13 protein-coding genes are annotated in these 15,725 nt (G+C 66.6%); 7 read left to right on the top strand and 6 right to left on the bottom strand.

Going from position 1 to position 15,725, the window contains the following annotated elements:
- Positions 1-58: 58 nt before the first annotated feature.
- Both CVV68_RS00495 and CVV68_RS00490 read right to left on the bottom strand, forming a co-directional pair.
- Positions 59-1,804: an ABC transporter ATP-binding protein gene (locus tag CVV68_RS00495; protein WP_110499051.1), complete on the bottom strand. Its 1,746-nt coding sequence runs from the start codon at positions 1,802-1,804 to the stop codon at positions 59-61.
- Positions 1,801-3,699 carry an ABC transporter ATP-binding protein gene (locus CVV68_RS00490; protein ID WP_110499050.1) on the bottom strand — a complete coding sequence of 633 codons (1,899 nt, stop codon included), beginning with the start codon at positions 3,697-3,699 and terminating at the stop codon, positions 1,801-1,803. Before CVV68_RS00490 ends, CVV68_RS00495 begins: the two co-directional genes overlap by 4 nt.
- Positions 3,700-3,982: 283 nt before the next feature.
- Here CVV68_RS00490 and CVV68_RS00485 point away from each other — a divergent pair, with 283 nt between their 5' ends.
- On the top strand, positions 3,983-4,942 hold the full coding sequence (locus CVV68_RS00485; protein ID WP_110499049.1) for a sugar-binding transcriptional regulator: 960 nt from the start codon (positions 3,983-3,985) through the stop codon (positions 4,940-4,942).
- Positions 4,943-5,165: 223 nt separating this feature from the next.
- Here the strand turns inward: CVV68_RS00485 and CVV68_RS00480 are convergent, their stop codons facing one another.
- Entirely contained in the window at positions 5,166-6,173 is a 1,008-nt protein-coding gene (locus CVV68_RS00480) for a 1-aminocyclopropane-1-carboxylate deaminase (RefSeq protein WP_110499048.1), read from the bottom strand.
- A gap of 153 nt (positions 6,174-6,326) precedes the next feature.
- On the opposite strand from CVV68_RS00480, the gene CVV68_RS00475 reads away from it, so the two are divergent.
- Positions 6,327-6,980 carry a GntR family transcriptional regulator gene (locus CVV68_RS00475; RefSeq protein WP_110499047.1) on the top strand — a complete coding sequence of 218 codons (654 nt, stop codon included), beginning with the start codon at positions 6,327-6,329 and terminating at the stop codon, positions 6,978-6,980.
- Between the two features lie 187 nt (positions 6,981-7,167).
- On the opposite strand, the gene CVV68_RS00470 is transcribed toward CVV68_RS00475, so the two are convergent.
- A complete protein-coding gene (locus CVV68_RS00470; protein ID WP_110499046.1) occupies positions 7,168-7,686 on the bottom strand; it encodes a MarR family winged helix-turn-helix transcriptional regulator in 519 nt (172 codons plus the stop codon).
- A gap of 62 nt (positions 7,687-7,748) precedes the next feature.
- On the opposite strand from CVV68_RS00470, the gene CVV68_RS00465 reads away from it, so the two are divergent.
- Positions 7,749-8,438 (top strand): NADPH-dependent F420 reductase, encoded by a 690-nt coding sequence (locus CVV68_RS00465; protein WP_110499045.1) that lies wholly within the window; start codon positions 7,749-7,751, stop codon positions 8,436-8,438.
- A 29-nt stretch (positions 8,439-8,467) separates the two neighbouring features.
- Here CVV68_RS00465 and CVV68_RS00460 read toward each other — a convergent pair whose 3' ends face one another.
- A complete protein-coding gene (locus CVV68_RS00460; RefSeq protein ID WP_110499044.1) occupies positions 8,468-9,010 on the bottom strand; it encodes an OsmC family protein in 543 nt (180 codons plus the stop codon).
- 379 nt (positions 9,011-9,389) lie between these two features.
- On the opposite strand from CVV68_RS00460, the gene CVV68_RS00455 reads away from it, so the two are divergent.
- Positions 9,390-11,027 carry an ABC-F family ATP-binding cassette domain-containing protein gene (locus tag CVV68_RS00455; RefSeq protein ID WP_110499043.1) on the top strand — a complete coding sequence of 546 codons (1,638 nt, stop codon included), beginning with the start codon at positions 9,390-9,392 and terminating at the stop codon, positions 11,025-11,027.
- A gap of 159 nt (positions 11,028-11,186) precedes the next feature.
- Here the strand turns inward: CVV68_RS00455 and CVV68_RS00450 are convergent, their stop codons facing one another.
- On the bottom strand, positions 11,187-12,155 hold the full coding sequence (locus CVV68_RS00450) for a type IV toxin-antitoxin system AbiEi family antitoxin domain-containing protein (protein ID WP_110499042.1): 969 nt from the start codon (positions 12,153-12,155) through the stop codon (positions 11,187-11,189).
- Between the two features lie 668 nt (positions 12,156-12,823).
- Between CVV68_RS00450 and CVV68_RS00445 the strand changes: the two genes are divergently transcribed.
- The 3 genes from CVV68_RS00445 (at position 12,824) to CVV68_RS00435 (ending at position 15,521) form a co-directional block, all read left to right on the top strand.
- Positions 12,824-14,224: a trimethylamine monooxygenase gene (locus CVV68_RS00445; RefSeq protein ID WP_110499041.1), complete on the top strand. Its 1,401-nt coding sequence runs from the start codon at positions 12,824-12,826 to the stop codon at positions 14,222-14,224.
- A 210-nt stretch (positions 14,225-14,434) separates the two neighbouring features.
- Positions 14,435-14,896: a hypothetical protein gene (locus CVV68_RS00440; protein ID WP_110499040.1), complete on the top strand. Its 462-nt coding sequence runs from the start codon at positions 14,435-14,437 to the stop codon at positions 14,894-14,896.
- Positions 14,897-15,047: 151 nt separating this feature from the next.
- Complete coding sequence (locus tag CVV68_RS00435) at positions 15,048-15,521, top strand: UPF0158 family protein (RefSeq protein ID WP_110499039.1); 474 nt, start codon at positions 15,048-15,050, stop codon at positions 15,519-15,521.
- Positions 15,522-15,725 lie beyond the last annotated feature (204 nt).

Below are 15,725 nucleotides of genomic sequence, written 5' to 3'. Positions count from 1 at the left end.
CCGTCCTGCGCCACAGCCGCCACGGCCGGTGCGCAGAACAGGTCACCGCCGGACCCGGTCAGGACTCCTGGCGCCAGGAATTCCACAGCGCGGCGTACGAACCGCCCTGTTCCAGCAGTTCATCGTGGGAGCCCAGCTCGGTGATGCGCCCCTTGTCGACCACCGCCACCCGGTCGGCGTCGTGCGCCGTGTGCAGGCGGTGGGCGATGGCCACCACGGTGCGCCCCTCCAGCACGGCGCTGAGTGAAAATTCCAGCTCGCGGGCCGCGGCGGGGTCAATCAGCGACGTGGCCTCGTCCAGCACCAGCGTGTGGGGATCGGCCAGCACCAGCCGCGCCAGCGCCAGTTCCTGCGCCTGCCCGGGCGTCAGGGTGTGGGCACCGGAGCCGACTTCGGTGGCCAGCCCGTTGGGGAGGGCACGCGCCCACGCCAGGGAGCCGACGTCGGACAGGGCCTTTTCCAGCTCCGCGTCCGTTGCGCCGGCCTTGCCCAGGCGGAGGTTGTCCGCCAGGGTGCCCACGAACACGTGGTGTTCCTGGGTCACCAGCGCCACCTCGCCATGGAGCTCATCCAGCGGCCGGTCCACCAGCGGCACCCCGCCCACCTTGACGCTGCCTCCCGTGGGCGGATGGATGCCGGCGATCAGGCGGCCCAGGGTTGACTTGCCCGCCCCGGACGGGCCCACCATGGCCAGCCGCTCCCCCGGCCGCAGCGTGAGGTCGATCCCGTGCAGCACGTCATGGCCCGGGCGGTAGGCGTAGCGGGCGGAATCGACCACCAGGTCCTCCCCGGCCGGGACGGCATCCGTGGCCGTCCTGTCCGCCTCGACGTCGCGGATGCCCACAATGCGCGCCAGCGACGACGCCCCGACCTGGATCTCGTCAATCCACATGATCAGCATGTCCACGGGGTCGATCAGCTGCATGGCGTACAGCGCAACGGTGGCCACCATGCCGGCAGTGACGGTGCCATGGGAGGCGAGCCAGCCGCCCCACAGCAGCACGGCCGCCACGGGGAGCCAGAAGGAAAATTCGGCCGCCGGGAACAGCACCGTACGCAGTCCCAAGGTGTATTTCTCGCGCTCAAAGCAGCCGCGCAGGGCAGCGTCAATGCGGCTGCGGCGGTGCTGGCCCAGGCTCAGCGCGTCGACTGTGCGGGCCCCTTCAATGGTTTCGGTGATGGCGCCGTTGAGCACGGCGTAGCTTTCGCGCTCCAGCAGGTAGCCGGCCGTGGCGCGCTTGAGGTACCAGCGGGTGACCGGTACCAGCAGAGGCGCACCGATGAGCAGGGCAAGGGCCAGGACAGGGCTGGTGAAGACCGCCGCCGCAATGGTCAGCACGATGGTGGCGACCGAGACCAGCACCTGCGGCACGCCAAAGCGCACCGTGTGGGAGACCGCGTCGACGTCGTTGGTGGTGCGGGAGACCAGGTCGCCGGTGCCGGCCTTCTCCACCGTGGACAGCGGCAGGGACGTCACCTGCTCCATGAATTCCTCGCGCAGCTGGGCGAAAACCTTCTCGCCCAGCACCATGCCGGTGCGCCGCGCCCAGCGGGACAGCACGCCCTGGACCAGGACAAAGCCGGCCAGGCCCAATGCCACCATGGCCACAAAGCCGGGTGTGGTGCCGTGGCTGATCGCATCGACCAGCCGGCCCAGCAGGAACGGGCCGGCCAGCCCTGCGACGGCGGCCAGGATGTACAGCCCCACCACGAAGGTGAGCGGCCTGCGGTGCTGGCCCATCAGGCGCAGTCCCTCGGCGCGGACCTTGGCGGAGTCCGCCACGGGAAGCTTGGTTTCACTCATTGCTTGGCCCCTTCCTGGACTGTTTCGTGGTTTTCGGCGGAAGGTTCGACGCCGGTCCTTGCCTTGGCGGCATCCGTTGCGTTGGTGCCGCTGGCGTCTGGCGCGGCGCCGTCATGGGCCGCGGCCGGGTCATTGGTTCCCGCGCCGTCAGGTGCCCCGCCGTGGCCTTCCATGCCTTCGCCGCGGATCACCACCCTCCGGTAGGCGGGGAGGCTGTCCAACAGTTCCCGGTGGGTCCCCTGGGCCCGGACGGTTCCGTTCTCCAGGAAAGTGACGGTGTCCATGGCGCCGAGCAGCAGCGGGCTGGCGGTCACCACCACGGTGGTGCTGCCGGCGGTTCCGCGCTTGCGGCGCAAGGCCGTGGCAATGCGCGATTCGGTGTGGGCGTCCACGGCGCTCGTGGGTTCAATCAACACCAGCACCTCCGCATCGGTCAGCATGGCACGGGCCAGCGTGAGGCGCTGGCGCTGGCCGCCGGAAAAGCTGCGGCCCTTCTCGGTCACTTCGTCGTCGAGCCCGTGTTCAAGCCCGTCGAACACATCGGCGGCGCTGGCCACCTCAATGGCGGCCATGATCTCCGCGTCGCTGTGCCGTCCCGCAGGGTCCAGTTCCTCGCGCAGCGTCCCGGTGAACAACTGCGGCTCGGCGTCGGAGACCACAATGCGCGAACGCACCTCGCGCAACGGCACCAGGTGCAGGGCGGCCTCGCCCCAGCGGACCTGTGCCTCTCGCAGCACTGCATCCTCAAACCGGCCCAGCCGCCGGGCCAGGTCCGCCGACTGTGCCGGGTCGCCCGAGACAACGGCGCTGAGCGTGCCGGGGGCAATCACCACGCCGGTGACCGAGTCCACCAGCGCGCTCGGTGAGGAGGGTCCTGGAACTGTCGTGCCGGCGTCGTGCACGGCGGACGGGGTGGCCAGGACATCGATGATGCGGCGGGCACCGACGTGGGCGCGGATGAAGCGGGACACGGCGTCGGCCGCGGTGCGTATGGGCGAAACCAGGAAGACGGCGTAGCCGTAGAGTGCCACGAGCTGGCCCGCCTCGATCTGCCCGGACACTGCCTGCAGGGCACCAATCCAGGTAAAGGCAACACTGAACGCACCCACCACCAGCACCTGCACGGCGTCCAGGTCGGCCAGTGAATAAGCCACCTTGTTGCCCGCCAGCTGGGTCTCCCGCGAACGCTCCCGGTAGCGTTCCACGAAGATGTGTTCGCCGCCGATGCCGCGCAGCACGCGCAGCCCGGCCACGGTGTCCGCGCCCAGGGCAGTCATCTTTCCGGCAGCCTCGCGCTGATCCTTTTGGCGCCGCTGCAACGGCCGGATGACGAACAAGAGCATGGCGCCGCACAGCGGCACGCCTAGCAGGACCACCAGGCCCAGTTGCCAGGACGTCTGAAAGACCAGGAACGTCACCAGCAGGTATCCGACCACAGAACCGGCCAACCGGGCGCACACATCGTAGATCTCCCCGATCCGCATGGCGTCGGAGGCCGAGGTGGAGACCACCTCGCCGGTGGAGAACTTTTGCGGGAGGGCGTCGCCGCTGCGCGTGACCTTGTAGCCGACCAGTTGCGCGGAACGGTACGCGGCCTGCATCCAGCTGCTCACGGCGGTCCGGTGGCGCAGGGTTGCCGAGGCGGCCTGGACCAGTGTCAGGCCCACCAGCAGCACCACCCAAAACGTCAGGCGGGAGAAATTGCCGGCCACAATCCCCTGGTCCACGGCACTGCCGAGCACAAACGGCGTCAGTGCCTGGCAGGCGGTCCACACGGAGCCGAACACAACGCCGGCCAAAAGCGTGCCGCGCTCGGCACGGGCCAGCCACCACAGGAAGCGGGCGGGCGAACGCAGGTCCGGGGAACCGGCGTCGGGATAGGGAAATGCACGCACAAGGGCCTTCTCATTAAGTGGTGGGGGCAGGCGGTCCGGACGCGATCCAGCAATCCGCAGGCGGCGGTACGACCAGGCGGCGGTACGACCAGCAGGCGGCGCGATCAGCGTTCAGTGGGGGACTGCGGTTCTCTATCTCACAATTACTTACCCTAACGCAAAATATCCTCCAGCGGGAAGCCCTTTCCCGGCCCCTTGACGGACAATCCGGCGGCCGTCTCCTAGAATCGTGGGTAGGCAATGGCGGAAAAGCCATCTGCGCGACCGGGAAAGGGGCACTGCCTTGGCCACAGACCACGCCCTGCGCCACGACCAGCTGGTACAAAAGGTGGCGCACCTCTACCACATGTCCGGCGCCACCCAGTTGGACATTGCCTCCTCGGAAAACCTGTCACGGGCCACGGTGTCGCGGCTGCTGGCGGAAGCCAAACGGCGCGGCGTGGTGCAGATCAGAATCGGCCCGCCCGTGGACAGGATGCCCGAGCTTGAGGCCCGGCTGCGCTCCACTTTCAAGCTGGCCGACTGCGTCATCTCCATGGACCGGCCCCGCTCCCTGTACGAAAAGAACAACCGGCTCGGCTATGTTGCCGCCCGCTATTTGGAGACCCACCTCGACGGCGTGAGGCAGCTGGGCGTGGCTGCCAGCCGCACGCTTTCGTCCGTGGCCAAGTCCCTGGGCCCCGGGGTCCGCAGCGGGCTGACCGTGATCGACCTGCTCGCCTGTCCGTCCCGCCTGGACCGCTCCGGCGACGAACGCATTCACGTCGGCGAGCACATCTGCCAGCAGCTGGGCGGAAACTTCATCCCCGTTTCGGCCAATTTCCTGTACCGCGACCCTGCCGCGAGGCTGAAGGCGCTGGAGACCCCGGAGGTGGCCTACGGGCTGGAGCTGGGTCCGCGCAGCGACCTGGCGCTGATCGGGCTGGGTTCCATGCAGCGCTTTGACGGCACCGGCACCTACAGCCCCGTCTCCCCCGCATCGCTGGCGGAGTTGGCAGCCGCCGGTGCTGCCGCCCACCTGTGCGGCCACTTCTTCGACCACGATGGCCGGGAAGTGGAATCGGAGGTGACGGACCAGCTCATTGGCATCACCCTGGCGGGCCTGCTGAAGATCCCGCGCCGCATGATGGTCACGGCAGGGCCGGCCAAGGTGGCGCCGCTGGCTGCCGCCATCCGCGGCGGCTTTGTGAACGAGCTCGTCACGGATGAATCCACGGCACGCGAACTTCTGGCCACACAGTAGACCCGCCGGCCCCGTGTCGGCGCCTGCCGCTTTCCGGGAGGCCGGTCGGACCTGCAGGCGGTGACCCGCCCTGCAGGCCGCCCGGACGGGAGGGATCGCAGGTACGACGCCGGCCCGGCCCGTTTCGCGGGACCCGCGCCACGGTGCAACCTGGGTTGGCGGCGGCAGGCGGGTGTCCGGCGTCGTGCTTGGGGCAGTTGAGCTTGGGGCCGTTGGGCATGGGTCAGCGGAAAAGCCCGCTGTAGGCGTTCAGGGCCAGCTGTCCGCCCAGGTGCGCGTATAGGACGTTGCTGGTTGCCGGGATTTCCTTTGTGCGCACCAGCTCGATCAGCCCGGCCATGGATTTTCCTTCGTAGACGGGGTCGATGATCATGCCTTCGAGCGAGCCGGAGAGGCGGATGGCCTCCATGGTGGATTCGACCGGGATGCCGTAATGGTCCCCGGCCCAGCCTTCCCTGACGTCGATTTCCTCGTCGCGCAGCTCGCGGTCCAGGCCGATCAGCTCCGCGGTGTGGCGGGCAATCCTGCCCACCTGATCCCGCGTCTTTTCGATGGTGGCGGAGGCGTCGATGCCGATCACGCGGCGGGGGTGGTCCTGGCCGGCGAACCCGGCGATCATGCCGGCGTGGGTGGAGCCGGTGACGGTGCAGACAATGATGGTGTCGAAGAAGATGCCCAGCTCCTTTTCCTGCCGTTCAACCTCGTAGGCCCAATTGGCGAAGCCCAGGCCGCCCAGGTGGTGCTCGGAAGCGCCGGCCGGGATGGGGTACGGCTTCCCTCCGGACTCCTCAACGTCCTTGATGGCCTGTTCCCAGCTGCTGCGGATGCCGATGTCGAAGCCGGCTTTGTCGAGGCGGACGTCGGCGCCCATGATGCGGGAAAGCTGGATGTTGCCGACGCGGTCGCTGAGCGGGTCGGGCCAGTCCACCCAGTTTTCCTGCACCAGGCGGGCCTTCATGCCGATCTTCGCGGCAACGGCGGCCACCTGGCGGGTGTGGTTGGATTGGTAGCCGCCGATGGAGACCAGCGTGTCCGCGCCCTGCGCGATGGCGTCAGGGACAATGTATTCGAGCTTGCGGGTCTTGTTGCCGCCGAACGCCAGTCCGCTGTTGCAGTCTTCCCGCTTGGCCCAGATTGTGGCGCCGCCGAGGTGCCGGCTCAGCCGGGGCAGGTCGTGGATGGGGCTGGGGCCAAAGGTCAGCGGGTAACGTTCAAAGTCGGTGATTGCCATGACGTCCTTCTTGGTTTGGGGTGCATCGATTGCAGTATGCAATATATTGCATCCCCGATTTGTGGTCTTGTCAAGAGATTCGCGTCCAGCCCGCGTGCACCCGCGGCCCGTTCATCCGCCCGCCACCCGCCCCGGCGATATATCCTATGTTGCATGCCCACTCCCCTGCCCCACGGAATCCACAAGCGGTCCCTGCTGCGTGACGATGTGTACGAATCCATTCGCGACGCCATAGTCGACGGCACTTTGGGCCCGGGCGAGCGGCTGCGTGATCCGGAACTGGAGAAATGGCTCGGCGTCAGCCGCACCCCCATCCGCGAGGCGCTGCTCCGGCTCGAACGTGCCGGGCTGATTATCGCCAAGCCCGGCCACGCCACCATCGTGGCCCCGCTGGACCCGGCCTCCACCGTCAGCGCGCAGCAGGTGGTGGCCGCCATGCACGAGCTGGCCACCCGCCTTGCCGTACCCTCCATGGCCGGAGACCAGCTCGCCGCCATGACCGAGGCGAACGGAAGGTTTTCGGACGCCCTGGGGCACGACGACGTCGAACTCGCCCTGGCTGCCGACGACGACTTTCACGCCGTGGCTGTCGGCGCGTGCGGCAATGACATGATTCCGCTCGTTTTGGAACAGGCGCTTCCGCTGCTGCGTCGTGTGGAGCGGCAGCGCTTTGGTTCCCAGGCTGCGCGGCACTCGGTGTCGGCGCACGCCGAGATCATCCGGCTGGCCGGCATGGGCGATGCCGAAGGCGCGGCACTGGCCACCCGCGAAAACTGGCTGTCCCTGGGTGCTGGCGCGGAACGCTGACCCGGCCTTGTTTCCGACATACCCGGCCCGGCGCGGGGAGTACCGGATGCTCTACCGCATCAATGCCCATGAAATAGTGATTGACCTCGTGAGCATCCAGCACCGCCCCCATGCCTGTCGAAAGCAGCTTCCGGCACGGAAAAGCCCTGCAACCAGCTGACTGCGGGCCTTTGGCAGGTGGATCTACTTAATTCCCGCCGCCACCGAGCATCTGCTCCACGGCCGCACACGCACCGAGGTCGTGGCTGCCGGGCTCCGGGGTGTGGCAGGCCACGCGGCGCAGGAGGGTACGGAAAACCTCGCGCTCTCCCGCGTCCAGCGCGGCCAGGACCACGTCCTCAACCTGTGCCATGCTGCGTTGGAGTTCAGCCAGGGCCTCCCCGCCCCGGGCCGTGGCCACCACAATGCGGGCCCTGCGGTCCGTCGGGTTGAGCTGGCGCTCCACCAGCCCGGCCGTCACAAAGTCATCAATCAGGTACGTCATGACGGTCCTGTCAATGCCCAGATGTTGGGCCAGGGCAAGCTGGTTGGGCAGTTCGCCGCCCACCACCGCCACAAGGACCTGATAGCCGCGGGCGCCATGCGGGAATCCGCCCATGACGGCGCCGGAGGAGTTTTGGTAGTTGCGTACCAGCACGCCCAATGTCCAGCCAAAATCCTCCTGGGCCCGTGCGGGCGCCGCCTGCGACGCGGAACTGTTACTCATAACACCCATCATAAGGCATCACAACGCTTTACAACAGATCATATGAGAGTAATATCGTCTGTATGACAACGTATACGGAAAGCGAGCCCCAGACCATCGGCATCCTCGGCGCAGGCAGGGTGGGGACCGCTGTCGCCCGCCAGGCTCTCCTGGCAGGCTACCGGGTCCTGATCGCCGCGTCGGGCGACTCGAAAGACATTGCGCTGATCATCCAGATCATGGCCCCGGGCGCCATTGCCGCCTCCGCGGAGCAGGTCATGGCCGAGGCTGACCTTGTAGTGCTCTCCGTGCCGCTGCACAAGTTCCGCACACTGGACCCCGCGGGCCTGGCCGGGAAACATGTCATTGACACCATGAACTACTGGCGCGACACCAATGGTGACATGCCCGAGCTGGAGGATGCGCCGTCGAGCTCGGAATTGGTGCACGCCCACATCCCCGGGGCGCACCTGGCAAAGGCCCTCAACCACATTGGCTACCACGAGCTGGAACTGGACGCCCGCCCCGCAGGCGCCCCGGTCCGCCGCGCGCTCGCCGTTGCCACGGACGACGACGGCACCCGCGCCCTGGTGCTTGAATTCATTGAACGCCTGGGCTTCGACGCCGTGGACGCCGGATCGCTGGCCAACGGCACCGCACTTGAAACCGACACCCCGATCTTCATCGGCTCCTATGACCGCGCAGGACTTCAGGCACAGCTGGCCGCACACGCCGCAGCGAAAAACGGGCTGGAGCTCGCCGGCGCCAGCTGAAAGCAACGGCGGTCAATTAACCGCCGCGGTTAGACCTTCGCCACCACGGCACTGACCGGGGTCAGGTTCGCGAACAGGTCCTGGACCGGGCAGCGGGTCTCAACGACGCGGGCCAGCTCCTCGTAGCGTTCCTGCGTTTCAGGCCCGGAAATGTTCACGCGCAGGCGGATGTCCGTGAAGCCGGAACGCACGGACTCGTCAATGCCGAACAGTCCGCGGACGTCCAAATCGCCCTCGGCCTCGATGCTGAGCTCGTCAATCTCGATTCCCAGCTGGTGGGCGTACAGCCGGTACACCACCACCTGGCAGGAGATGAGCGCCCCGAGCGCGTATTCGACGGGGCTGGCGGCGGCGCCGTCCCCGGCCAGTCCGGCCGGTTCGTCCACCGTGAACTGGTGCTTGCCGGCGCTGATGCGGGTGGCCACGGAACCCACGGCCACGCCTGTCGCCTTGTACGTCAGCCTGGCGTTGCCCGGGTCCTTGGCGATCCGCCCGCCCCAGAATTCGCCGGCCCCGGAGAGCCTGCCCGCCCGAATGTCGGCAAGGTCGGTGGCTGTGTTGGTTTCAGACATGTTGTTCCTTCGGTTTGAGGGCGCGGGAAGCGCCGTGGACTGGGGTTGCCGCCCGGCCGGTGCCGCGTGGCCGGGCGGCTTGATGCTGGGCACCAGTCTGACCTCCATGCCGCTGCCGCCCCAACGGTTTTGTCACCTGCCGCAACAATTCCGTGAATGTACGACGCCGGCCCCTTGCGTTGTCCCCGGCACCCTCCCCCGACGCTCCCCCAGCGTCGGGGCGTCTTTTGACGACGCTCCCTCACCTTCGGGGGTTGAACCACCGACGCTCCCTCACCCGGAGAGGGAGCGTTCCCGAATTTGATGCAAAAGGTGAGTGAGCGTTTGACGTCCCGCCGCGGCGGTCCGAACGGATCCGGAATCAAAATAGGATTGGTCCATGACCGCAACACTCGTGGCCAAGGACCTTTCCGGAGGCCACGCCCACCGAACCTTGTTCACCAACCTCAATTTCACCGTCGCCCCGGGCGACGTCGTCGGCGTGGTGGGCGCCAACGGCGCGGGCAAGTCAACGCTGCTGCGGCTTCTGGCCGGGGCCGACAAGCCCCAGGCCGGCACGGTCACCACAGCACCGCAGGACGCCTTCATTGGCTGGCTGCCCCAGGAACATGAGCGGATCGAGGGCGAATCCGTTGCCGCATACATTGGACGGCGGACCGGCAGCACCCAGGCAACGGAGGCCATGGAGTCCTCGGCGGAGGCGCTCGGCTCGGGTAATTCCGCCGACGACGACCGCTACGCCGCGGCCCTGGACCACTGGCTGGCCTGCGGCGCCGCCGACCTGGACGAACGCATCCCCGTAACCCTCGCCGAACTGGGCCTCGATGTGGGCCCGGACGCACTGATGACCGGCCTCTCCGGCGGGCAGGCCGCCCGCGTTGCGCTGGCCGCGCTCCTGCTGAGCCGATTCGACGTCGTACTGCTGGATGAGCCCACCAACGACCTTGACCTGGCCGGGCTGGCTCGCCTGGAGGAGTTCGTCAGGGGGCTGCGCGGCGGCGCGGTGCTGGTGTCCCACGACCGCGAGTTCCTCTCCCGCTGCGTCACCACCGTGGTGGAGCTGGACCTGGCGCAAAACAAGGTGGCCATGTACGACGGCGGCTACGACGCCTTTTTGGAGGAGCGGGCCATCGCCAGGCGCCACGCCCGCGAGGCCTATGACGAGTTTGCCGACAAGAAGGCGGACCTGGTTTCACGGGCCCGCACGCAGCGGGAATGGAGCTCCCAGGGCGTGCGGAACGCCATGAAGAAGAGCCCGGACAATGACAAGATCCGCCGCCGCGCCAGCATGGAGTCCTCCGAAAAGCAGGGCCAAAAGGTGCGCCAGATGGAATCCCGGATCGCCCGGCTGGACGAGGTGGAGGAGCCGCGCAAGGAGTGGGCGCTGCAGTTCACCATCGGCACGGCGCCGCGGTCCAGCTCCGTGGTGGCCACATTGAACGGGGCCACCGTGAAGCAGGGCGGATTTACCTTGGGCCCGGTCTCCGTGCAGGTCACCGCCGGGGAGCGGATAGGCATCACGGGGCCCAATGGCGCGGGCAAGTCCACGCTGCTGCGGCTCCTGCTTGGCCGCACGGAACCGGACGACGGCGTTGCCTCCCTGGGCGCGAGCGTCGCCGTGGGGGAGATTGACCAGGCGCGCAGCCAGTTCCCGGAGGCTGTGCCGCTGGGGTTCGCGTTTGAAGAACTGGTGCCCGAGCTGAACCAGGGCGAGGTACGCACGCTGCTCGCCAAATTCGGCTTGAAGGCGGATCAGGTGACCAGCCCCGTTGGCAGCCTCTCCCCCGGCGAACGCACCCGCGCGTCGCTGGCCCTGCTGCAGGCCCGCGGCGTGAATGTTCTGGTGCTCGACGAACCGACCAACCACCTGGACCTGCCCGCCATCGAGCAGCTGGAAGACGCGCTGGAAAGCTACGACGGCACGCTTTTGCTGGTCTCGCACGACCGCCGGCTCCTGGAAAACGTCCGCCTCGACACCCGCTGGGACGTGCACAACGGCCAGCTCACCGAGCTTTAGCCGGCAGCTAAGGACTCCGTACCCGCGATGGCGGGGCCAAACCGCGAACGCACCGACAAGATACACCGCCGTCGCGGGCTGGCCCCGTTTTCGGCATCCGGCGCCCCAGTGGCCGCGGGTTGGCCCCGTCGTCGGAGACCGGAAGCACACCATTTTGACTCACGCCGCGAAGGCAAACCGCGGGGCATGGAAAGCGGCCTGAATCCGACGCTTCACGTCCTCCGGATTCGACAGATCCCTCCATTCAAGGCGCACAAACCGCCAGCCGTCTTCCATGAGCCGTTTCTCGCGTTTGCGTTCCTCAAGAATTACCTCCGCCGTAGGCCGGTAGACGAAATACTTGTAGTCACCGTCGAATTCGACAATGAGCTTTTGCTCTTCCCACACAAAGTCTGGCCGGTAGACACGTCCGCCTGCGGTCAACTTCACCTGCAATTCGGGCTGCGGGATGTCCATTTCCGCGATGATCAGCCTGGTGCGTGTTTCGCCGGGCGACTCGCTCCGGCCATCCAGTGCCCGGAGCACCCCCCTGGCGCGGCGGACACCACGGCGGCCGGGCATCGCATCGACCATGCCGCGCATGACCTCGATTCTGGCGCCCTTGTACAGCGCGTGGTCGCCGATGATCACGGCTTCAGCAAATCCGCCGGTCCGGGCACAGGCAACAACGGTCCACTCCATGGTCGTCACCTGAACAGACCGGCCGTTGCGCAGGCTGAGGGACTGGACGTCGCAGGCTGCCAGGTCCTCGCGGTGCCCCATGACGTCCTTCGGATTGGAAGTTCCCGACACCGAAGACGCCGCGGTTAGGTGGACCCCGGGTCCGCAATGCCAGACAAACAGGCCGTGGAGACGGGCCGCACTGAAGTGCGAGTATGTCGGCGTTCCACGGACGGTGACGAGGTGGGCCAGCAGCCGCAACTTGTCCTGGTCCCAGGGTTTCAGTCCCCGCCAATGCTCGGCCTGGACGTAGGCTCCCCTGCGAAGCCGGTACACGATCCCATGTTTCAACGCCGCCGCAATGACGCGGTCGGCCAGGCCGGCCCCCACCAGCTGCGCGGTGGTGGCAACCGGTGTATTTGCCGGCCAGGCCTGGGCAAATCGTTCTTTCGGCGCTTGCTGTCCCATGGATCGAGTCTTGCCGGAGCACGCGGCCGCTACAAGGCCCGTCCCCGAGGCTGTGGATAACTCCATCGGCCACGGGCATGGGCGTCGAGGGCGGGGCCAACCCGCAGTGGTTTTCGCGAGGGCGGGGCCAAACCGCGAACGCACCGACAAGATACACCGTCGTCGCGGGTTGGCCCCGTTTTCGGCATCCGGCGCCCAAGTGGCCGCGGGTTGGCCCCGTTTTCGGCATCCGGCGCCCCAGCGGCCGCGGGTTGCCCCGTTTTCGACGTCCGGCGCCCCAGCGGCCGCGGGTTGACCCCGCCGTCGCGACAAGATGAGTTAGCTGAACTTACGGGTTGATTGACTTTGACTTGTGATTACTGTGATGTTGCAATGGGTAACAAGTGCGTTGCCGTTTTGGATCTGCCGCGTACTGCTTTCGAGTCCGGGATGCCCAACCCTGCGAGCATCCCCGCACCAGGCCTTTCTCTCCCCCAGCGGGATTGAGTCCACAGGCCTGGACGCCCACGGGGCCGTCCGCCACCTGCCGCAGATAATTCCTGCCGCCCGCGAACTACGCGCTTGAAGCTCCGCCACGGCGTGCCACCCGGGCCGCCCCTTATCGGGAGCGTGAACTCGCAGCGTCGCACAAAAGCGACCCCGAAGATCCGATGGATGAGGAGAGAGACATGGCATTACGAGTCGGAATCATTGGTGCGGGCCCCAGCGGCATGGCACAACTTCGGGCGTTTGAATCGGCACGCCAAAAAAGCGCCGCCATCCCCGAGATCATGTGCTTTGAAAAGCAGAACGACTGGGGCGGCCAATGGAACAACAGCTGGCGAATCGGCCTGGACAACCACGGCGAACCCGTCCACAGCAGCATGTACCGGCACCTGTGGTCCAACGGCCCCAAGGAATGCCTGGAATTCTCGGATTACTCCTTTGACGAGCACTTTGGACGCGCCATCTCCTCCTTCCCACCCCGCGAGGTCCTCTTCGACTACATCAAGGGTCGCGTGGAAAAGTCCGACGTCCGCAAGTACGTCCAGTTCAACACCGTGGCCCGCTTCACCAGCTACAACGAGGACACGCAGGAATTCACGGTGACCGTGGAGGACCTCAACACCGGCGCAACAAGGACCCACGTGTTCGACAAGCTCGTGGTCTCCACCGGCCACTTCTCCGTCCCCGCGGTCCCCGAGTTCAAGGGCATCAAAACCTTCCCGGGCGAGGTGCTCCATGCGCACGATTTCCGCGGCGCCGAGCGCTTTGCCGGCAAGCGCCTGCTCATGATCGGCAGCAGCTATTCCGCCGAGGACATTGGCATGCAGGCCCACAAGATGGGCGCCAAGTCCATCACCCTTAGCTACCGCACGGCACCCATGGGCTATCACTGGCCTTGGAACACGGTGGAGCGCCCCCTCGTCACGCACTTTGACGCCAGCACCGCGCACTTTAGCGACGGCAGCCAAGACGACTTTGACGTCGTCGTGCTCTGCACCGGATATCAGCACAAGTACCCGTTCCTGCCCAGTGACATGTCGCTGAAGTCGCCGAACGTGCTGTACCCGGCAAACCTGTACAAGGGCGTCGTCTGGCAGCAGAACACGAACCTGTTCTACCTGGGCGCACAGGACCAGTACTACACCTTCAACATGTTTGACGCGCAGGCCTGGTTTGCCCGCGACGTCATGACCGGAGCGATTGAGCTGCCGTCCCTGGCCGAACGCGAGGCGGACATCCAGCTCTGGCTCGAACGCCTGGCCGCACTGCCAGACCACGACGCCGAGGCCGACTACCAGTCCGACTACCTGCGTGAACTCATCGACGCCACCGACTACCCATCCTTTGACCTGGACGCCGTCTCCCAGCTGTTCAAGGACTGGATGCGCAACAAGCACAACGACATCCTCGGCTACCGCGACGCCGTCCACCGCTCCGTCGTCACCGGCACCGTGTCAGCCAAGCACCACACACGCTGGCTCAACGCCATGGATGACTCCCTGGAACGGTACATGCAGGGCCCTTCGCAGGACGTGGAAAACGGCACGCTGGCCGCTGTCACCGGCACCGTGACGGCCAAGTAATTCCAGGCACGACGGCGTGGGCCGGGGCGGGTGCCCCGGTCCACCTTGCGTTTGGGAGCGGATGGGCCCACAGCTGCGAGGGACCCTTGGCCGGCTCGCTCAGCGGGCCGGCCAAGGGAGAGCCTGGGGATTGCGGGCAGATGGGGATTGACAGGAGGACAATTCAGGCGCATTCTAAAAACATAACTTACGTTTTTAGATGGAGGAGTCATGGCTGCCAGTTCAATTCACGCCGCGTCCACCGGATGGACCTCGCACACCCTGCAGCGGGCCAAGGCCGAGCCCGCGTATGGGGCATTCCTGATGCTGTGGATCGGTTTCATCGCGATCCCGCTCATCATGGGCCTGGACAAGTTCACCAATGTCCTGACAAATTGGGTCGATTACCTGGCGCCCTGGATCGCGGACATTTCCCCGCTCAGCGCCCACGGCACCATGATGGCCATCGGCGTCGTTGAAATCATCGCTGCCATTGCGATGATTCTGCGGCCGCGCTACGCGGCATTCGTGGTTGCCCTCTGGCTGGCCGGGATCATCGTCAACCTGCTCACGTACTCAGGCTTCTACGACGTCGCCCTGCGTGACTTCGGCCTGCTGGTCGCTGCCCTGGCACTGGCCGTCCTGGCCCGGACCTACACCAAGCCGGGACTTCGCAAGGGCGGCATGAAGTAGACCCGCCCCCGGAGAACGGAGATGATGCCCCCATGAGGAACGAATGGGGGCATCATCTCCGTTCTCCGTCGGTCTTGCGTGCAGCGCCGTCGCGCGTAAAGATTGTAGGTGAACAGCACGTGGCTGATTCACAACTCGCAGAGGAGTTGTCATGCTCCCTTTGGACGCCATCGACCTGGACACCCTGGTGATGGCACTTGAAAACCACTTCATGGACTCTGACACGTTCTTCTGGCTAGACCCGGAGACGGGCCGGGTCGAACTGTGGGGCGAAGAGGTCTCCGACGAAGCCGATGCGGAGGGATGGGACGTCGATGAGCGCGGCGGCATCCGGATCGAACCGGTTGAATCCTTCGAGGGCTACCGTGACATGGAGGTCTACATCGGCAGCGTGAACGATCCCAAATGCCGGGACCGCCTCCAACAGGCGATCGACCGCAGCAGCCCGTTCCGCCATTTCAAGGACGCCCTCTACGAGTTCCCCGAGCAACAAACCGCATGGTACGAATTCCATGACGCCGTCATGAAGCGCCGCGGCATTGAGTGGCTGGCCGAATGGGACGTGGTGGACCCGGCCGAGGCCGAGGCGGCCATCGCCAAGCTGAACACCAGCACGACGGCGTGACGCCGAGCCGGGCCCGGGGCGCAAGTTTGCGTGCGCCGCGCCTGAGGCGCAAGTTTGCGTGCGCCGGGCCTGAGGCGCAAGTTTGCGTGGGCCGCGCCTGAGGCGCAAGTTTGCGTACGCCGTGGGAAGAAGGAACGCCGGGGCGCACCAAACGGTGCGCCCCGGCGTTCTGTCCAGTCCATGCAGGGACTGAACTCCCTGCGG

The organism is Arthrobacter livingstonensis, assembly GCF_003219815.1.
Taxonomy (GTDB): domain Bacteria; phylum Actinomycetota; class Actinomycetes; order Actinomycetales; family Micrococcaceae; genus Specibacter; species Specibacter livingstonensis.
The sequence above is the reverse complement of the archived record's forward strand: the minus strand, read 5'-3'. Positions and strand labels throughout refer to the sequence as shown.